This is a genomic window from Pantoea ananatis PA13 (genome assembly GCF_000233595.1).
GTDB lineage: Bacteria > Pseudomonadota > Gammaproteobacteria > Enterobacterales > Enterobacteriaceae > Pantoea > Pantoea ananatis.
Genome location: NC_017554.1, coordinates 1,403,078 through 1,420,226 on the forward strand (window position 1 = coordinate 1,403,078; position 17,149 = coordinate 1,420,226).

General features: G+C 54.3%; 19 protein-coding genes, 1 tRNA gene and 2 pseudogenes. 17 read left to right on the forward strand and 5 right to left on the reverse strand.

The window, feature by feature from the left end; translation table 11 throughout:
* The first annotated feature begins 12 nt into the window (after nucleotides 1-12).
* From PAGR_RS06715 to PAGR_RS06760, 10 genes are all read left to right on the forward strand, one after another.
* A complete protein-coding gene (locus PAGR_RS06715) occupies nucleotides 13-762 on the forward strand; it encodes a fimbrial biogenesis chaperone (RefSeq protein WP_013026601.1) in 750 nt (249 codons plus the stop codon).
* 58 nt (nucleotides 763-820) lie between these two features.
* Nucleotides 821-1,399, forward strand: a complete 579-nt coding sequence (locus PAGR_RS06720) for a fimbrial protein (protein WP_217268014.1) — start codon at nucleotides 821-823, stop codon at nucleotides 1,397-1,399.
* A complete protein-coding gene (locus PAGR_RS06725) occupies nucleotides 1,399-1,953 on the forward strand; it encodes a fimbrial protein (protein WP_014605329.1) in 555 nt (184 codons plus the stop codon). The genes PAGR_RS06720 and PAGR_RS06725 overlap by 1 nt, the downstream gene beginning before the upstream one ends.
* Nucleotides 1,954-2,114: 161 nt before the next feature.
* The gene (locus PAGR_RS06730) at nucleotides 2,115-2,333 is read left to right on the forward strand and encodes a FaeA/PapI family transcriptional regulator (protein ID WP_014605330.1); all 219 of its coding nucleotides are present in this window, start codon (nucleotides 2,115-2,117) and stop codon (nucleotides 2,331-2,333) included.
* Nucleotides 2,333-3,007, forward strand: a complete 675-nt coding sequence (locus tag PAGR_RS06735) for a hypothetical protein (RefSeq protein ID WP_014605331.1) — start codon at nucleotides 2,333-2,335, stop codon at nucleotides 3,005-3,007. Before PAGR_RS06730 ends, PAGR_RS06735 begins: the two co-directional genes overlap by 1 nt.
* Nucleotides 2,986-3,780, forward strand: a complete 795-nt coding sequence (locus PAGR_RS06740) for a fimbria/pilus periplasmic chaperone (protein WP_014594226.1) — start codon at nucleotides 2,986-2,988, stop codon at nucleotides 3,778-3,780. Before PAGR_RS06735 ends, PAGR_RS06740 begins: the two co-directional genes overlap by 22 nt.
* Nucleotides 3,770-4,282, forward strand: coding sequence for a fimbrial protein (locus PAGR_RS06745; RefSeq protein ID WP_014605332.1), 513 nt, complete (start codon nucleotides 3,770-3,772; stop codon nucleotides 4,280-4,282). The genes PAGR_RS06740 and PAGR_RS06745 overlap by 11 nt, the downstream gene beginning before the upstream one ends.
* 9 nt (nucleotides 4,283-4,291) lie before the next feature.
* Entirely contained in the window at nucleotides 4,292-4,795 is a 504-nt protein-coding gene (locus PAGR_RS06750) for a fimbrial protein (protein ID WP_014594224.1), read from the forward strand.
* A 33-nt stretch (nucleotides 4,796-4,828) separates the two neighbouring features.
* Nucleotides 4,829-5,362, forward strand: a complete 534-nt coding sequence (locus PAGR_RS06755) for a fimbrial protein (RefSeq protein WP_014605333.1) — start codon at nucleotides 4,829-4,831, stop codon at nucleotides 5,360-5,362.
* Between the two features lie 136 nt (nucleotides 5,363-5,498).
* On the forward strand, nucleotides 5,499-6,356 hold the full coding sequence (locus PAGR_RS06760; RefSeq protein ID WP_014605334.1) for an MrpH family fimbial adhesin: 858 nt from the start codon (nucleotides 5,499-5,501) through the stop codon (nucleotides 6,354-6,356).
* 201 nt (nucleotides 6,357-6,557) lie between these two features.
* On the opposite strand, the gene PAGR_RS06765 is transcribed toward PAGR_RS06760, so the two are convergent.
* Nucleotides 6,558-7,748, reverse strand: coding sequence for an ROK family transcriptional regulator (locus PAGR_RS06765; RefSeq protein ID WP_049792146.1), 1,191 nt, complete (start codon nucleotides 7,746-7,748; stop codon nucleotides 6,558-6,560).
* 60 nt (nucleotides 7,749-7,808) lie between these two features.
* Between PAGR_RS06765 and PAGR_RS06770 the strand changes: the two genes are divergently transcribed.
* Genes PAGR_RS06770 through PAGR_RS06790 form a run of 5 tightly spaced genes read left to right on the forward strand, consistent with a single transcriptional unit; the run spans nucleotide 7,809 to nucleotide 13,052 of the window.
* A complete protein-coding gene (locus tag PAGR_RS06770) occupies nucleotides 7,809-9,185 on the forward strand; it encodes an ABC transporter substrate-binding protein (protein ID WP_014605336.1) in 1,377 nt (458 codons plus the stop codon).
* Nucleotides 9,186-9,229: 44 nt separating this feature from the next.
* Complete coding sequence (locus tag PAGR_RS06775) at nucleotides 9,230-10,144, forward strand: carbohydrate ABC transporter permease (protein WP_013026590.1); 915 nt, start codon at nucleotides 9,230-9,232, stop codon at nucleotides 10,142-10,144.
* The gene (locus PAGR_RS06780) at nucleotides 10,144-11,208 is read left to right on the forward strand and encodes a carbohydrate ABC transporter permease (RefSeq protein ID WP_014605337.1); all 1,065 of its coding nucleotides are present in this window, start codon (nucleotides 10,144-10,146) and stop codon (nucleotides 11,206-11,208) included. Before PAGR_RS06775 ends, PAGR_RS06780 begins: the two co-directional genes overlap by 1 nt.
* Nucleotides 11,209-11,213: 5 nt before the next feature.
* Entirely contained in the window at nucleotides 11,214-12,323 is a 1,110-nt protein-coding gene (locus tag PAGR_RS06785; RefSeq protein ID WP_014605338.1) for an ABC transporter ATP-binding protein, read from the forward strand.
* A gap of 15 nt (nucleotides 12,324-12,338) precedes the next feature.
* Entirely contained in the window at nucleotides 12,339-13,052 is a 714-nt protein-coding gene (locus PAGR_RS06790; protein ID WP_014605339.1) for a glycerophosphodiester phosphodiesterase family protein, read from the forward strand.
* 19 nt (nucleotides 13,053-13,071) lie between these two features.
* On the opposite strand, the pseudogene PAGR_RS23645 reads toward PAGR_RS06790, so the two are convergent.
* The 4 genes and pseudogenes from PAGR_RS23645 to PAGR_RS06810 form a co-directional block, all read right to left on the reverse strand.
* Nucleotides 13,072-14,182 (reverse strand): annotated as a pseudogene (locus PAGR_RS23645) (IS3 family transposase).
* Between the two features lie 78 nt (nucleotides 14,183-14,260).
* Nucleotides 14,261-14,365: pseudogene (locus PAGR_RS24290) on the reverse strand (Arm DNA-binding domain-containing protein); the annotation flags it as partial.
* Between the two features lie 178 nt (nucleotides 14,366-14,543).
* Nucleotides 14,544-14,618: transfer RNA gene (locus PAGR_RS06805), tRNA-Arg, on the reverse strand.
* Between the two features lie 73 nt (nucleotides 14,619-14,691).
* The gene (locus PAGR_RS06810) at nucleotides 14,692-15,624 is read right to left on the reverse strand and encodes a formate/nitrite transporter family protein (RefSeq protein WP_014594216.1); all 933 of its coding nucleotides are present in this window, start codon (nucleotides 15,622-15,624) and stop codon (nucleotides 14,692-14,694) included.
* Between the two features lie 243 nt (nucleotides 15,625-15,867).
* On the opposite strand from PAGR_RS06810, the gene ccmA reads away from it, so the two are divergent.
* Together ccmA and ccmB are read left to right on the forward strand one after the other, a co-directional pair.
* Entirely contained in the window at nucleotides 15,868-16,485 is a 618-nt protein-coding gene (gene ccmA, locus PAGR_RS06815; RefSeq protein WP_014605340.1) for a cytochrome c biogenesis heme-transporting ATPase CcmA, read from the forward strand.
* Nucleotides 16,485-17,144, forward strand: coding sequence for a heme exporter protein CcmB (gene ccmB, locus PAGR_RS06820; protein WP_014594214.1), 660 nt, complete (start codon nucleotides 16,485-16,487; stop codon nucleotides 17,142-17,144). The genes ccmA and ccmB overlap by 1 nt, the downstream gene beginning before the upstream one ends.
* Nucleotides 17,145-17,149: the final 5 nt, after the last annotated feature.

The following is a 17,149-nucleotide window of genomic DNA, read 5'->3' on the forward strand; positions in this document are numbered from 1 at the left end:
GGTGCAAACGAGATGATGAAAAGACGCAAGGATAGGTGGGCATTACTGTTGATAACGAGTGTGCTGGCGACGTTGGCAGGGCAAACAGCGCAGGCCGCCATTGCCCTTGATCGCACGCGCGCCATTTTTAACGGAGGCGAAAAAAATCTCATCCTGAATATCAGCAACGACAATCAGAAAGAGCCCTATCTGGCTCAGGCCTGGCTGGAAGATGCACAGGGCAATAAGCTCACCAACTATCTCAGGGTCACGCCGCCCGTGCAGCGCGTGGAGCCGGGCGCAAAGAGCGTCATTCGCATTACCGCGTTGCCCTCTTCCGCCTCGCTGCCGCAGGACAGGGAAAGTGTGTTTTATTTCAGCGTCCGGGAAATTCCGCCGCGCAGCGACCGCGCCAACGTGTTGCAACTGGCCCTGCAGACCCGAATCAAACTGTTCTATCGACCAGCCAGCATCACCCCTGAGCGCTTCAGCCGCCATGATGATCAGTTAGTCCTGCACAAAGTGAAAGGCGGTTTCCGCGTGGAGAACCCAACACCTTATTACATGACGTTGCTGGGGATCATCAGTAAAGGCAACCGTGCTGTTGAGAAAAGCTTTGTGCCCGTCATGATCGCCCCGATGTCGAGCGAGACGGTGAAGTCCTCGGTTTCCCGCGATCCGCAAATTATCACCATTAATGATTTTGGTGGAAAACCTGTTCTGCCCTTTCTCTGCCAGGGCTCGGTATGTCGGGCCGATCCCGTGGCCGTCACTCAGCACTGAAGAAGGAGACAGAATAGTGATAGTGCGAGCGTCTGAACTCTATGTCGGATGGAAACACATGATGGCAATAACCCTGATCGCAGTGCCGCTGATATCCACGTTCCCGCGAGCTCACGGACGGGAAGCCCGGTGGGAAAATACGCTAAGAGGAATGTTGCAGGCCTCAGGCTCATTGATCACCTCGCCCTGTGTATTAATGCCGGAATCTCAGGTTCAACATATTACGCTCAGCCCTGTTGCGTTGGCGGCGTTAAACAAGACAGGCGATGTCACTGTGCCCGTGGATATTCATCTCGTACTGGATCACTGTCCCAGCGGCGCCCGGCATTCTGGCACCCCACAGGACCTGCGCCACAGGTTATGGCTCGCCGATCAGCGCTCGGTCAGACTGCGTCTCCTCGGCGACAGGGCCAATGATGATGCGCGATTTTTCAGCATAAAAGGCGCATCCGGTCTTTCTCTGCGCATGGAGGATCCTTTGGGTAACCTCCTGATTCCCGGCCTGTTAAGCCAACCCGTTCCGCTTGCCGAGGGGCGTAATGACCTGGTTCTCAAAGCACAGCTCTGGCGTAACCGCGATCCGCTGGAAGCGGGCGAGTGGCAGGCCGTTATCAACATTGGCATGGAGTACGAGTGATGGAGAACCTAATCCGTTTTCGTCGCGCGGGCGGTGGTTTGCTGATAGTGATTGGCCTCACGATGTTCACCGCGCTGCTGCTGGTCAGGGCGAAAGCGGATGCGGGATCAACGGACGTTGTGTTCCGCGGAACGCTGCTTGCCGTGCCCTGTCTGGTCGACATGGATTCGGTGGATCAGACGGTAGCCTTCTCGCCCATCGTCGCCCGGCACTTTACCACCAATCATCAGTCCTATCCGGTCGACTTTTCCATTGCGCTAAAAGAGTGTGACCTGTCTGTCGGCTCGCAGGTAAGCGTCACGTTTTTTGGCGATAAAAACGCCGTAAATCCTGCACTTTTTGCGCTGAATGGCACGGTGGAAGGGTTGGGGCTGGCGGTCAACGATGCTCAGGGTAACGCGGTACTTCCCGGTGTGCTTCAGCCGCCTGTTGAACTCACCGACACGGAAAATCGGCTGGAGTGGCTGGCCCGATTGCAGCGTACGGCCGCAAATGGCGAGGTCACGTTAGGGGAATACAGTGCAATGATCACCTTTCAGTTGCAATACGAATAAAACAGCACCGTTACTGCCGCCTTGTAGTCAAGGCCGCAAAGCGCACAGCATCAGGAGGTACAGCCGTTGAATATCTTCAGCTTGTTAGATCAAGGCCATCAAGCCGGTACTCAAACTCATCCGGCCAGCGTGCGCGGCCGGGTACTGATCAGGGAGGTGATATGCGTAACGAACGCCTGAAACAACAGTGCCTTGCCGTGCTGGGCACCGCCAGGGACGTGGACAAGGGACTGTCCACCCGAGACATCGCTGACGCGCTGGATATTAGCGTGTACAAAACCCGATTGCTGTTGCTGGATCTTGAGAAAGAAGGGCGGGTCAAGGCGCTGCCGCGTGAAAAGCCCTGGCGGGGGGCGGCCCGGCGCTGGGCGGGTCGTTGATGACTGGCACAAGTGTGTGTTCAAACGCCTTCTTCCAGCTTGGGCTTGAGGCGATACAGCAGGCGCTGTCAGACCATTTGGGCAAGCAGATTCGCCTTCAGGGATTCTACTTTCCGACGATGCAAGCGCTGCTCGCCTGGAGCATGAATCCACGGCTCGCAAAGGGATGCATGATTGTGATTGCCGGCAGTAACCCGGTGCTGTCGGTGTTAAGCGGCCTGGTGGATCCGAAGCGCATCCTGCTGTCAGACGCGGGCGAATCCCGGCAGGCACTGATGGAGAAACTTTACATCAAGGCGCGATGCGCGCACCTGAAGGTGCCGGTTAAAAAAGAGGCCATTTACCTGACCCGGCGTGAAGTGATCTATATGCGCGCCTTTATACAGGGCAAACCACACCAGTCACACAGTAAACGTGACAGCGGTATTCGACTGGCTGTGATGAAGAAAATTGGGGCAACAGGGCCGGTTTCTCTGCTGATTCGTTTTCGCCTGTTGCGCGGCCTTAAAAGCGATTACCTGCTGAAACCTGCCCGGTTAGCGCACGGGCAGGCGGTGGAACAGCGCGGCGGCATCCCGCAGAACATCACGCCGACTGCGCAAAGAGACAGGCGTTGCCTCGGGCAGCCGGAAACACAACAGGACATTTTGCTATGTGGACAAAAGCGATATTGATAAAGCTCTGGGCCATTCTGGCGCTGGCAGGCAGTGTGAATGCCCATGGCGCGCTGACGGTTGATCGATCGCGCCTGATCCTTAATCAGGGGGAAAAGTCGATCAGCCTGAACGTAACCAACCGCAATGAAAAAGATCCCTACCTGGCGCAGGGCTGGATGGAAGATGTAGACGGAAAAAAAATCAGCGGTCCGCTGATGGTATTGCCGCCGGTGCAGCGTGTTGAAGCGGGCGGCAAGACGCTGGTGCGTATTCAGGTTCTCCCGGCCATCTCGTCGCTGCCGACAGACAGGGAAAGCGTTTTCTACCTTAATCTGCGGGAAATACCGCCAAAATCGGCTAAAGCCAACGTCCTGACGCTGGCGATGCAGATCCGGCTCAAAGTCTTCTATCGCCCTAAAGGACTGAACGTGGATCCGATGTCAGATACGGTTCCCGGCACGGAAACCCTGACGCTGATTAAGCAGGGAAACCAGTATGAAGTGCACAACCCAACGCCCTACCATTTTTCCTTCGTCGAAGTCAGACGAAGCCTGACCGGAAGCGGACTGGCACGTTTTGAACCCGTCATGGTGGCACCGAAAAGCCGCCAACTGCTCAGTCCGACCGTCAGTGAGTTAGGCAGCACGCCGGTTCTGATGTTCGTCAGCGATTACGGCAGCCAACGGTTGTTGCCGTTTATTTGCAACGGCAACACCTGCCAGGCAGAGAAATCGCGCATACCGAATGAGATTTCCTTTAGGCAACAGCAGGCGGAGCGCAATGAAAGCTAAATTCAGGCTGTGCAGCCTTCTGCTGCTGACTGCATTCATGGCGAGCAGCGTACAGGCAGAGGTTAACAATGGGGATATGACCACGCTGACCATCCGCGGCATTCTGGTGGAGACGCCGGAATGCGTGGTCAACAACCAGGAACCCATCGAGGTGGACTTTGGTGAGGATGTGGTGATTAGCCGAATAAACGGCGTTGATTATAAAAAGACACGAATCATGTACAGCCTGCTGTGTACATCCCTGGCTAAACAGGGGCTAAAAGTCACGATTATCGGCGAACCGGCTGCGTTTAATACTTCGCTGCTTGCAACCAGCAAATCGGCACTGGGTATTCAGTTAATGCATGAGAATGCCGCGCTGTCGCCGGGCAGCAGCGTTGCATTCAATTATAACGACGGCACGTTGCCCGAATTATGGGCCGTGCTGGCAGTACAGAACAACGCTCTGCCCACGGCCGGTACCTTTACAGGTAATGGAACGATGGTGTTTGAGTATCAGTAAGGAGCCAGCATGCACCCTGTTTATATTCCGCTCGTGTTTAGCGCCGTATTCTGCTTGCCGGTTAACGCAGCCAGTGAGAACCCGAAGGCGGATGTGACGTTTCGCGGCACGCTAATCGAACGTATTCCCTGCACCGTTAATAACGGTGACACCATCACGGTGAATTTTGGTGATGATGTGATGACAACCCGGCTGGACGATGACAACAGCAATGTTTACAGCCGGGAGGTTGTGGTTCCGCTGGACTGCAGCTCACGAGATGTGCGGTTGCGCATTGATGGCATCACCTCGGCGTTCAACCCTGAACTGCTTGCCGGTCATCAGGCGGGATTCGGTTTTCGCCTGATCTATGGTGACAGAACGATGCCGCTCAACGACTGGATCCAAACGAACGTCAGCGCGCAGGGCATGCCCGATCTCACCTTTACCGTTCGGCCCGTCAGGCAGGAGGGCGTAACGCTCAACGGCGGAGAGTTCAGCGTCGTCGCGTCTTTGATAGCGAATTACCTGTAAACATGGAACATCATGACAAATCAAGGAGTCAGGATGCCTGGTTATGAAGGATATGCGAAAGGTCGACATCGGTGGCCCGGAATACGGGTGGGCAGTCTGCTGTTGGGTGGATTAGCCCTGATTGCACCCGATGTCTACGCGAACAATCTTGCGCTCAAAGGAACGCTTATCACCCCGCCGTCCTGCATCCTTAACGGAGACAGCACGCTGGAAATCAGCTTTGGGGAAAGCATCAGAATTAAAAGCGTTCCCGATGGTCTGTATCGCCAGGCCGTTAACCCGGGGCTGGAGTGCGATAGCAGTAATCTGGCATGGAACCTGGTGTTAACCGTCGCCGGTACAGCGGCAGGATTTGATAACGAGAGCGCAACGGTCGTGACCGCAGAGCAGGCGGATCTGGGCGTGAAACTGTATATCGACGATGCGGCGTTTGAACTCAACAAAGCGTACAAGGTGAATGGCCAGACGCTACCGAAGATAGAAGCCGTATTGGTTCAGCGTGAAGGCGCGGAGCTGAATGAAGGCGATTTCACGGCCAGGGTAACGTTACGCGCTGAGTTTCAGTGAAAACGGCGGGTGCCTTACCTTGAAAGGTGACGCCCACGCGGCGCGGTTTTCACTCAAGGCGCCTCTCTGTCGGGAATCCTGTGGCGAAAGGCGGAGCTTAAGGCCTTTTGTAATGAATAGTCTGTGAGGAAACCTCATGCGTTTTTTTTATTTCCTAACCAGCGTGTTTTTTCTGCTGTTTTCGTCATGCCCGGTGAAAGCCTTATTGCATGAGAATGCACCTTTCCCAATTTTTGTGGGTAACACGCAAAAAGTGCCCGGCACACAGGTCGAATTTCATGTCGGACGCGCCACGAGTTACATCGATCCGCATCAACCTCACTACGTTACGGCAAACTCAGGGATTGCGATTTATTTTTACTGGTGCACACAAAGTGGTGGCAGTTGTGCAGGCCCCGCGAATACCTTTGTGCCACCCGAAAATATCATTGCTCGCGGGGAAGGCTGCCCCACCGATGACATACATCAATTTATCGATTGTCTGCATGAGAAAATAGATCCAGGCGGGCAATATATGGCGACCGTCCCTGACAATGTGGGGTCAGATTCGCGGCTGACGCGCGGCCGGGTTTGTTTACGCTATCTCAATGATGTTAATTCGGCGCTCGGCACAACGTTTACCTCCAGTTATAACTCTTGCAAGTTATCGCCGCCGACCCAAACCTGGTGCGCGATGGAAACTCCTAATGTGGATATCGATTTTGGCATAGTCCATGTGGGAGAGGCTGAAGGACAGACGCGGGAAAAGGATATCAGCGTGTATTGCTCGGGACCGGCCAACTATATTATCGATCTGACAAGTGAAGATTCCTCTGTCCCTTTAAGTAACGGCATGAAAGCCGAATTAACTATCGATGGGCAGTTGATACAATCCCAAAGTCTGGTTTCAACGGAGCAAGGCTCAACGACTTATAAGCTGCAAGCGGAATTGAAGGGGCAACCTGTGGCAGGGGCTTTTAACAGTACAGCAATACTGTTTATTTCCTACCCGTAATCGTGCTGGCAGGATTGATATTTACCGGGCCTGACAGGGCACAATGTTGAACGGGCCATTCTGGTCGGATCTAAAAGCCTGTGGGAAGCCAGGCCTGTTAATCATCGCCCTGTGAGTCAGGGTAACAGGGAGCAACTGTTTTCACGCTGAATGCGCCCACTCATGGGCGCTGCATTTTAACCACTCAATGAGGCTGAGATGTCAGCTAAATCCCTGGCGATCCCCGCCATCCTGCTGGGCAACGTTATGCAGAACCATGGCGGCGGCCCCAAATGCGACGGTATCCGTGGCGGAGATCTCCGGCAGGCAGATCTCGGGTTGCACGACACGGCTGCCCTTTAAGCTATCCAGCCTGGAGAAGTCGAGCCAGACCGCGAGCCGTTCACGAACGCTTTGAGGCAGTGTTCCCCCCACATAGATCGCCGCAGGGGCAAGAACAGCGTTCAGCATAAAGCCCAGACGGGCGATTTCCGGGCCTGTTCGTTCGATCCATTCGTCGAGAACGCTGACGTTTTCGGTAAGGAATCGCTGCCAGATGTCTTGTGAGCGCCCATCCGGTATCTGGCCGAGGCGATGCTGACACCATGCCGCAAGGTCAGTAAAGGAGGGGCGGGGCCTGTCGAGTGGCAGTAACAGACCAATTTCGCCCGCGTTGCCAAGATGACCGCGATAACGCTGTCTACCCAGAATAATGCCGCTGCCGACGCCTTCTGACAGATAGAGATAGAGAAAGTCTTCATGATTAGCCGCATTACCCAGTGCCATTTCACCCATCGCTGCAGCATTGGCATCATTCTCAATTAACACCGGACAGCCCAGCGCCTGCTGAATGGACTCGAACAGTCCGGGTTCATCCCAGGAAAGCACCTCGGGTGCCAGATGAAGGGGAGCAACACCCCGTTGGAATCGCGTGGGCATGGCAATGCCTGCACCAATCACTAAAGTATCCGGAATGTGGTTTCTCTCAAGCAGGGCTCTGTGCCCCTTCTGAATCGCTGATCGGGCCGTGGCGAAGGTATCGTAAAGGCCGCGCAGCTCAATTTCGTCAACCCGCTTCCCCGTGAAATCAAGCAGCATCAGCGTAATGGAGAAGCGGCTGGCATGAACTCCAACGGCATAACCAATGGCGGAATTCAGCGTGAGATCAATGTGCGGAGCGCCCCGGCCAGACGGGCGACGCGCCCCTTCGACGATGATCCCTCGCCTGATGAGATCGCGGGTCATCATGCTGACGGCAGCCGCTGTTACGCCACAGCCCTCGGCGAGCTCGGCACGCGATGCGGCGTGGTTGCGACGCAGATAACGCAGCACCGCAGACTGCGTTGTACCGATTCCTTCCCAATGCTTCGATGAAGTCAATGCCGCTTCTCCCTGTCGTTGTCGCGTGGTCATGAACCTGTCATTTAAATAAATTAACTTACTTAAATAATAGGTACAACGGGAATAAAAACCATGTCGAAAAAACGCACTCTCCTGGCAAGCGTAATGATTTCCGCGCTCTGTGTCGGCATTGCCCATGCCGAAGAGATCACCATCAAACTCTCCACGCTTGCTGAGCGCAGCGCACCCAACCGCATCACCAATATTGAAGATGCCGCCGACATCATGAACAAGCAATTCAAGGCTGCGGGTGTCGATAAACATATCGTGATTCAGGCCAACAGCAGTGCGGTCAAAGGCTGGGACGACTTCGCGATGGACATGCTGAAGGCGATGTCCGTCGGGCAGGGGCCGGATATCTATGTGCTGCCTCATGAGTGGATTGGCCAGTTTGCTAAGGACGGTTATGCCTTGCAAATGAACGATAAGATCGCTGCTGCGCCGTGGGTTTACAGCGATATCCTGCCTGTGCTGTGGGATTCAGCAAAAGCAAACGATGGCAAGATTTATGGCATACCGCAGGATGCCGAAATACGCATGTTTTTCTACAACAAAGATATGTTGAGAAAAATCGGCAAGGATGAAGCTTTTATTAACGCTATCCCTGCCAGGGTGGAATCCGGTGACTTCACCCTTGACGATCTGACTGCGCTGGCCAAAGAGGTTGTGGACGGTAAAGCGGCCCAGTATGGCATGCTGCACCGCCCGAACGTGGGTATTGATTATCTTATGGTTTTTCAGTCGTACGGCGTGAAATTTATGGATGAGAAGACCGGCAAACTCATTTTCCCCAAAGCGGAAATGGCCGACGCCCTTGGCTGGTATGCGCGTAATGCTAAGCAGGGCGTCACGCCAGTCGATAATACGGCGATGAGCTGGGATGCCATTCAGGGTGCGTTCAAGCAGGAGAAGGCGTTTATTTTCCACCAGGGCGTTTGGGCGGTGGCCTGGCAACTGGGTGACAAAAATGGGGCTGTCTGGCCGTCGGACAAAGACGGTTATTTTCATAAGATAGGCTGGATTCCTGCTCCCGCGGCCAAAAAGGGCGGCCAGCCCTCAAACCTGTCGCATCCGCTTCTCTATACGGTGAATGCCAAAAGTAAAAATGCCGACATCGCTGCCGAACTCGTGGCATTAGCAACGCTGCCCTATTTTAACAACGAACATGCCGTAACCTCCTATCACACCGCCATCAGCAACGCGCAAACGGCGATGCCGAAATACCGGGATAACTGGGTGTTGTCTGCTGCCTCGCCCATGATGGCGCATGCGAAGTTCGTGCCCAATCAGACGCAGTTTGGCAGCTACAACAAGGTGCTGTTCAGCGGCCTTCAGGCCGTGGAAACAGGGAAAATGACCGCAAAACAGGCCGTTGATTTTATCGCTGAAGAGTTAGAACTCCAGTTCGGCGACGATATAGAAATCCGTTCGTCCGTTGCCAGCAAATAGGGTTTAGCCCGCCCAATGCGATCGTTAATATTGAGGGAGGTGAGATGATGTCGCAGTTCCAGCCTCGGGCGCACCGGCCCGCCCGGCCCGTCTTCTATCTCGCGCCCGCTATCGCGCTGTTGGTCGTCTTTTTCCTGGCGCCCATCATCGTCAATACCGTTATCGCCTTTACCGATATGGGCGCGGATCTTCGGGTCGGTCAATTGACACTGCATAACTTTGAGCGGATTGTGTCGCGTGATGCGCGTATTCCGGGCGTGCTACTAACAACGCTGATTTACGTAACGGCGACGCTGTTTCTTTTCAATGTCGGGCTGGGGGCGCTGCTGGCTATCACATCAACGGCAATCCCTGACCGACTCGGGAATCTGTTTCGCGGTCTCTGGCTTTTGCCGCGCATGTCACCGGCCGTGCTCTACAGCATTCTGTGGATATGGGTGGCCGATCCCACGCCGTCCGGTTTGCTTAATCAGATAACGGGTTCCTTCGGGCTGCAGCCGATGAATCTGCGCAATGATTTCCCCTTGTTTCTGATCGTGGTGGCAAATGGCCTGGTCGGCGCATCCTTTGCCATGGTCATTCTGACGTCAGCGATTCGTTCCATCCCTTCACATCTTGCCAATGCGGCACGGATAGATGGGGCGAGCGAGTGGGGCGTGCTGCGTTATGTTGTGGCCCCCGCGCTGTCTCAGCCCATTCGATTTATTACGATCTATCAGGGGCTCTCCCTGATGACGACCTACGAATACATTCTGCTCATCACCGGGGGCGGTCCCGTTTACGACTCCACACCTTATGCGCTCTATATCTACCGTCGTGCCTTTGAAAATGGTGCTTATGCCTATGGTGCGGCCCTGGCGCTGGGGTTGATGGTGATCGGCGTCGCCGCGACCTTAATACAGTGGCGTGTCAGCAATATGCGCGCGACATTCGCCGCGCCGAAAATCGAGGTATTGTGATGTCACGCGTGCAAACCACATCGGTTGCCACATCGAAATGGGCCCGTCTTGAACGCAGAGGTACCGTCAATCGTGTCGGCTTCCTTTCTGTGGTCATTCTCTTCCTGACGCTGATTTCGGTTCCGATCCTGCTGCCTTACCTCTGGCTTCTTGCGAAATCCCTGACCACCTCTGATGCGTCTATCAGTCGGCTTGTTCTTTGGCGCACCAGCGCCATTGCGGGCGTGGCTTATCTCGGCGCGATCGTGCTTGCTTTTATGGCAGAGCGCTTGCGCAGGCCGGTATTGTCCTGGAGTGCGCTCGGCATCATCGTGCTGCTCCTCGTGATGATCTTTCTGATGCCCTATCTGACGTTGCACAACTACCGGTTTCTCTGGCTGCGGGATATCGCGAATACCGGCACAACGCGTGTGGATCTGATGCCGTCGGTCTGGACGGCACTGGGCAGCTCCCTGATCTTTGCCGTCTCTCAGACGCTGATTGTGACGATCGTCGCCACGCCAGCAGCCTACGCGCTATCTCGCTTTGCCTTTGCCGGCCGGGAAAATTTTCTTCGCGGTTTGCTGCTGTTACATGCTTTCCCCGCGCTGGCACTCACCATCGCCATCTTTATCCAGCTCCACTATATGGGCCTGCTCAACCATCTCTCCGGCGTGGTGATGGTCATGAGTGCGCTGGAACTGCCCTATGCGATCTTTGTTCTTAAAGGCTTTTTTGACGGCGTGCCCTGGGATATTGAGATGAGTGCGGTGACTGATGGTGCCACCCGTTTTCAGGCCTTCCGCATGGTGGTGTTGCCCCAGGTGCGCAGCGGACTGATTGCGATCGCCACCTTTACCTTTCTGCGCGGTTGGGAGGAGTACGTCTTTGTTCAGACATTACTCATCGACAAAAGCCAGATGACGATGAGCCTCTACCTCTTCTTTGTTGCACAGGACAATACAGGCGCGGATTACGGCATGATCGCCGCCGTCGGCATTATTTACCTGCTCCCCGTGCTCGTTCTCTACACCTTCACGCAGAAATACATCACCCAAATGAGTTTTGGCGGTATTAAGGGATAATTGTCATGGCCTCGATCACTCTCAACAATGTCACCAAAAACTGGGGCGAGACCCAGGTCCTGAAACCGATCAATCTTACCATTGAGAACGGCGAATTCGTCGCTATCCTCGGGCCATCTGGATGTGGTAAATCAACGACGCTGTTTCTGCTGGCGGGGCTTTATGCGCCAAGCAGTGGTGAGATCGCGTTTGACGGGCACAATGTCAATCGCATTGATGCCCGCGATCGTAATGTCGGTATCGTCTTCCAGTCTTATGCGCTTTACCCGAATTTGACGGTGCGTGAGAACATCGCGTTTCCGTTGCGCTTTAAAAAATTAGATAGAGATCAAATCGCCAGGCGCGTGGAAGAAGCGGCCAGTCTTGTACAAATCAGCGCACTACTCGATCGACGTCCGTCGCAGCTTTCAGGTGGGCAGCAGCAGCGCGTGGCGCTGGCTCGCGCCCTGGTCAAGGAACCGAATATCCTGTTACTTGACGAACCCCTTTCTAACCTTGATGCAACACTCCGTATCACCATGCGGACAGAGCTTAAGAATCTTCAGAAACGTCTTGGCTTCACCACCTTGATCGTCACTCATGACCAGATGGAAGCCATCACCATGGCCGATCGGATTATCTGTATGAATCAGGGCGAAATCGTCCAGATCGGTACGCCAGAGGATCTTTACCGACGTCCTGACGATCTCTTTGTGGCAGGATTTATCGGCTCGCCGCCCATGAATCTGGTGAAGGGGCAAGCCCTGGGGCGCATCCTGCAACTGGGACAAATGTCACTCGAACTGAATCACGGATACGATGGCCCCGTCTGTTTTGGTCTGCGTCCAGAGGATATCAGCCTGGTTGCCCCTGATGATGCGCCGCTGTGTGGAGAGGTGATGACCGTTGAGCCGATGGGACGCGAAGTGTTTTACACGATCGACACGCCAGCCGGCAGGCTCCATGCACTGGAATACGGTGAAGCAGTGCGTCATGCGCCCGGTTCCCGAATCGGTATCGCATGCCAATCCGCGCTGACCCTGATTTTTAATTCGTCCGGTAAACGCATCGTCGATCTTCATGCCAACCTCTCCGTATTCTGCCATCCCGGCAAACATGTCCATGCTGCCAGCTAACAGGAAATTACCCTAATGACCCGAATCGTCTCACATCGTGGCGCCAACCATTTTGCGCCAGAGAACACCTTCTTTTCCGCAGACCTGGCGCTGGAACAGGGGGCTGATTACATTGAGCTGGATGTGCGGGAAAGTGCCGATGGCGTGCTCTATGTCATCCATGATGAAACGCTGGATCGTACCACTAACGGCACCGGCCCTGTGGGTCATGCCTTATCGCGCGATATCGATGCGCTGGATGCGGGAAGCGGATTCGACGAGCGCTTTAAAGGTGCCATGGTGCCGCGGCTTGATGCTTATCTTGAACATCTGCGCGGTCGCGCGGGTGTTTATATCGAGCTGAAATACTGCGATCCGGTTAAAGTAGCTGCATTGGTACGGGATCTCGATATGGTCCGGGACACGTTCTTCTTTTCGTTTTCCGAGGAAATGCGCCGCGGTCTTCAGGCCGCCGCGCCGGACTTTCGTAAAATGATCACCCTTGATATCGCGATGTCGCCCTCTCTTGTGAGAACCGTCCATCATGCATCGCTCATTGAGTTGAGCGTAGAACAGATGCGTAATCGAGCCATCCTTGAAGCGAGCCGTCAGGCCGAGCTTGAAATCATGGTTTATTACGGTGGTGACGACATAGCAATTCATCAGGAAATCGCGGCGGCGGGCGTCGATTATATTAACCTTAATCGGCCGGATATTTTTAGTACAATACGTAATCAAACAGCCATGTAATATTGTAAGCACACCCGTTTTAGTTCCACGCACTTTTTGAGGTTTCCGGTTTTCGGCCATCAGCCGGTACTCCTCTGGCGTCAGGTTATTCAGGGATTCATGAGGCCGCTCGCTGTTGTATTCCATCAGCCAGCGACTTGTGATTTCCCGGGCTTCATTCAGCGTTCTGAACAGGTAAAAATCCAGGATTTCTGTTCGGTACGTCCGGTTAAACCGTTCGATAAAGGCGTTCTGCGTTGGTTTTCCCGGCTTGATAAATTCCGGCATCACTCTATGCTCTTCAGCCCACTGTGCCAGCGTCAGTGAGACCCGTTCTGGTCCGTTGTCCATCCGCAGTTTCAGTGGATAACCCCGGTTTGCCACGATTCTGTCCAGCACCCTGACCACCCGCTGTGCCGGGATATTCAGATCGATTTCTATGGCGAGGGCCTCGCGGTTAAAGTCATCAACCACATTAAAGGTCCGAAAGCGTCTGCCGCAGACCAGCGCATCATGTATAAAATCAATGGATCAGCTCTGGTTAAGCGCTTCCGGCGTAGCCAGTGGCACCGGGTTACGTGCGGGTAAACGCTGTTTTCCCTTGCGACGAAAATTCAGTTTCAGCAGGCAGTAAATCCGGTGAACGCGTTTATGGTTCCAGGTGTTACCCTGCCTGCGCAGCAGCTGGAACAGCTTTTTGAAGCCGTATCGCGGGTAGCGCTCTGCCAGCTCAGTCAGCACCTGGATCACCGGTTCATCACGCCGGGTATCGGGCTGGTAAAAACAGACCGTCCTGCTCAGCGATAACGTCCTGCAGGCCTGGCGAATGCTCATGGTAAATTGCGCAGTCAGGTAACCGACGAGCTCACGCTTTATCGCTGGTTTTAAAGCTTTTTTTCGATGACTTCTTTAAGTGCCCGGCATTCAAGGCTGAGAGCAGCAAACATCTGTTTGAGGCGACGGTTTTCATCCTCCAGGTCTTTCATCTTTTTTATATCAGAGGCTTCCATACCGCCAAACTTCGCTTTCCAGTTGTAATAGCTGGCTTCAGAGATACCGGCTTCACGGCAGACATCCTAAACGGTACGTCCGGCTTCGACGGACTTCAGAACGGCAATGATCTGGTGTTCGGTGAATCGGGCTTTACGCATGGTGATCTCCTCACAGGACATAATCAGTATGTCGGAAGATCTCTAAAAGTGAATGGTTCGTTTAAGCGGGATACTTACAGAACCACTTGTGGTGATCAAAAGATGCATACCATTACCGTCTGTCAATTTGACAGGTTTATCAGAAGGCTTTGTATTTCTTACAGTTAACTCAGTTAGCGCCATACTAAAAACCCTCTTCTGATGGTATCTGCATTATCGAACTTAAAATACCAACATATGTACCAACAAACAGAGTGGATTTTGAAATATGACGGTGTACGTTAACGGGCTACAAAAGGAAGGTAAGTGTTTGAAGTTGAAGAGTTGACTAGACTTTAAAATACTTAGATGGGCTAACATATGGTGTCCCCTGCAGGAATCGAACCTGCAACTAGCCCTTAGGAGGGGCTCGTTATATCCATTTAACTAAGGAGACGCCAGCGCAGTATACCGCAGTTAGGCGGCAGGATTCACTACACCGCCGCGCGTTTGCTCATTCTGTCAGCAATTTAGCGTTCTTCTTGTTGCTGCTGACGTTTTTTCTCCGCTTTACGTCGTTCCGCTTTCGCCTTTGCCTGGGCAGCTTCGCCCATATCATTGCGAATCTGCGCATGGCTGATCAGGGCGAAAATCAACGTACCGCCCGTCAGATTGCCCAACAGCGTCGGGATAGCAAAGGGCCAGAGAAACTCGGTCCAGGGAATGCTGCCGTTAAACACCAGGTAAAGCACTTCGACGGAACCCACCACGATATGCGCCAGATCGCCCAGCGCGACTAGCCAGGTCATCATCACAATGACAAACAGCTTGGCGGCACCGGCATAGGGGAACATCCAGACCATGGTGGCAATGATCCAACCTGAAATCACCGCATTCGCAAACATCTCGCCCGGCGTATGTTCCATTACCTTCATACTGATGTCGGTAAAGGCCTGTCGGGTGGCTTCATCAAAAATCGGCATTTCAGTAAACGCCAGGGCCGCGAACGCTGTCCCGATAAGATTACCCAGCAGCACAATGCCCCACAGGCGAAGCAATAAGCCAAGATTGCTCACAGTAGGTTTGTGCATAAAGGGCAGGACGGCGGTCACGGTGTTTTCAGTGAAAAGTTGCTGCCGTGCCATAATCACAATCACAAAGCCAAAGGTGTAGCCAAGATTTTCCAGTAAAAACGCGCCGGGCACGCCATCCAGATGCACCTGAAAAATGCCCTTAGCCATCAGCGAGGCGCCCATCGACAGCCCGGCAGCAATAGCGGACCACAGCAGCGCCATACCGTCACGTTCCAGCTCTTTTTCCCCGTCCTGACGAATCTCCTCATGGATAGCGGCGGCGCGAGAGGGCAGGGCGTCTTCATCCACTTCAATATCCTCTTTGCCCTGTTCTTTCTCTTCGCTGTCTACGTCGTTAGGTCCCTGACTGGTGCTTGATGAAGGCTTCATGTTTTCTCCTGGTAACAGTGCAAATGCGTTATAAGCGTAGTCGTTTTTTGGCTCGCGAAATTGTTTCTACAACAGCTAACAAAAGTTACAACATTTTGCTGTGGTGCGCTTTTTGTCCGCTTAACGCCGTGAAAAGCACGAATATCCAACCCCAGCGGGAAAGGGGGCCGCGCACGGTCTTCGGCACACTGCAACATTGTGCTATCATTTGCGCCTTATTTGGCTGGCGCGATTTACCCCTCCATGTTGGAAATCATGAATCTGCTTTGTGTGCGTGATGAACGTGCGCTCTTTGAGGCGCTCACGTTTCGCGTGTCGGCAGGTGATATCGTACAAATTGAAGGGCCAAACGGGGCCGGTAAAACGTCGCTGCTACGGATTCTGGCCGGGTTGAGCACGCCTGAACACGGCGAGGTGCGTTGGCAGTCGCAGCAAATTCATCAGCAACGCGATGTCTGGCATCAGGCCATGCTTTATCTTGGGCATCTGCCGGGGATCACCTCGGCGTTGTCGGCGCTGGAAAATCTACGCTTTTATCATCCGAACTGCCGCGATGAGCATATTTTTACTGCACTGGCCAGCGTCGGACTGGCGGGCTATGAAGACGTGCCAGCCGCGCAGCTCTCTGCAGGGCAACAGCGGCGAATCGCGCTGGCCCGGCTGTGGCTGACCCAGGCAACCCTGTGGATTCTGGATGAACCCTTAACCGCTCTTGATCCTGTCGGCGTCGAGACCTTAATGGGGCGCTTTGCGGAACACGCGCAACAGGGCGGTTCTGTTATTGTGACGAGTCATCAGGCGCTGCCGGGGCTAAACGGTCAGATAAAAACCGTTCGCCTGCATGCCACGGAGTGGCAGTAATGTTGTGTCGTCTTATTCAACGTGAATTACGCATCGCCTGTCGTCGCGGTGCGGAGGTGGTTAATCCACTGTGGTTTTTCCTGATCGTGATTACGCTTTTCCCGTTGGGTATCGGTCCCGATCCTCAGCAACTGGCCCGGATCGCGCCTGGTATTGTCTGGGTTGCCGCGTTGCTCTCCTCGCTGCTGGCGCTGGAAAGGCTGTTTCGCGATGACTTCAATGACGGCACGCTGGAGCAACTTTTATTGTCTCCCACGCCGCTGCCGGTCATGGTGCTGGGCAAAGTGATTGCCCACTGGCTGGTCACCGGCTTGCCGTTAATCCTGCTTTCGCCGCTGGCGGCTCTGTTGCTGTCCCTGGATATCCCGAGCTGGCGAGCGGTGGCACTGACGCTGCTGCTGGGAACACCGACGCTGAGTTTTCTTGGCGCAATTGGGGTGGGGCTGACTGTGGGATTACGTCGTGGTGGCGTGCTGCTCAGCCTGTTGGTCCTGCCGTTGGCGATTCCTGTCTTGATTTTTGCCAGTGCGGCCATTGATGCCGCAGGACAGGGCGTCGCCATTGGCGGTTATCTGGCGTTGCTGGGGGCAATGCTGGTCGCGAGTGCAACGCTGGCGCCTTTTGCCACCGCTGCGGCGTTGCGGATTACGCTGCACTAAATCAG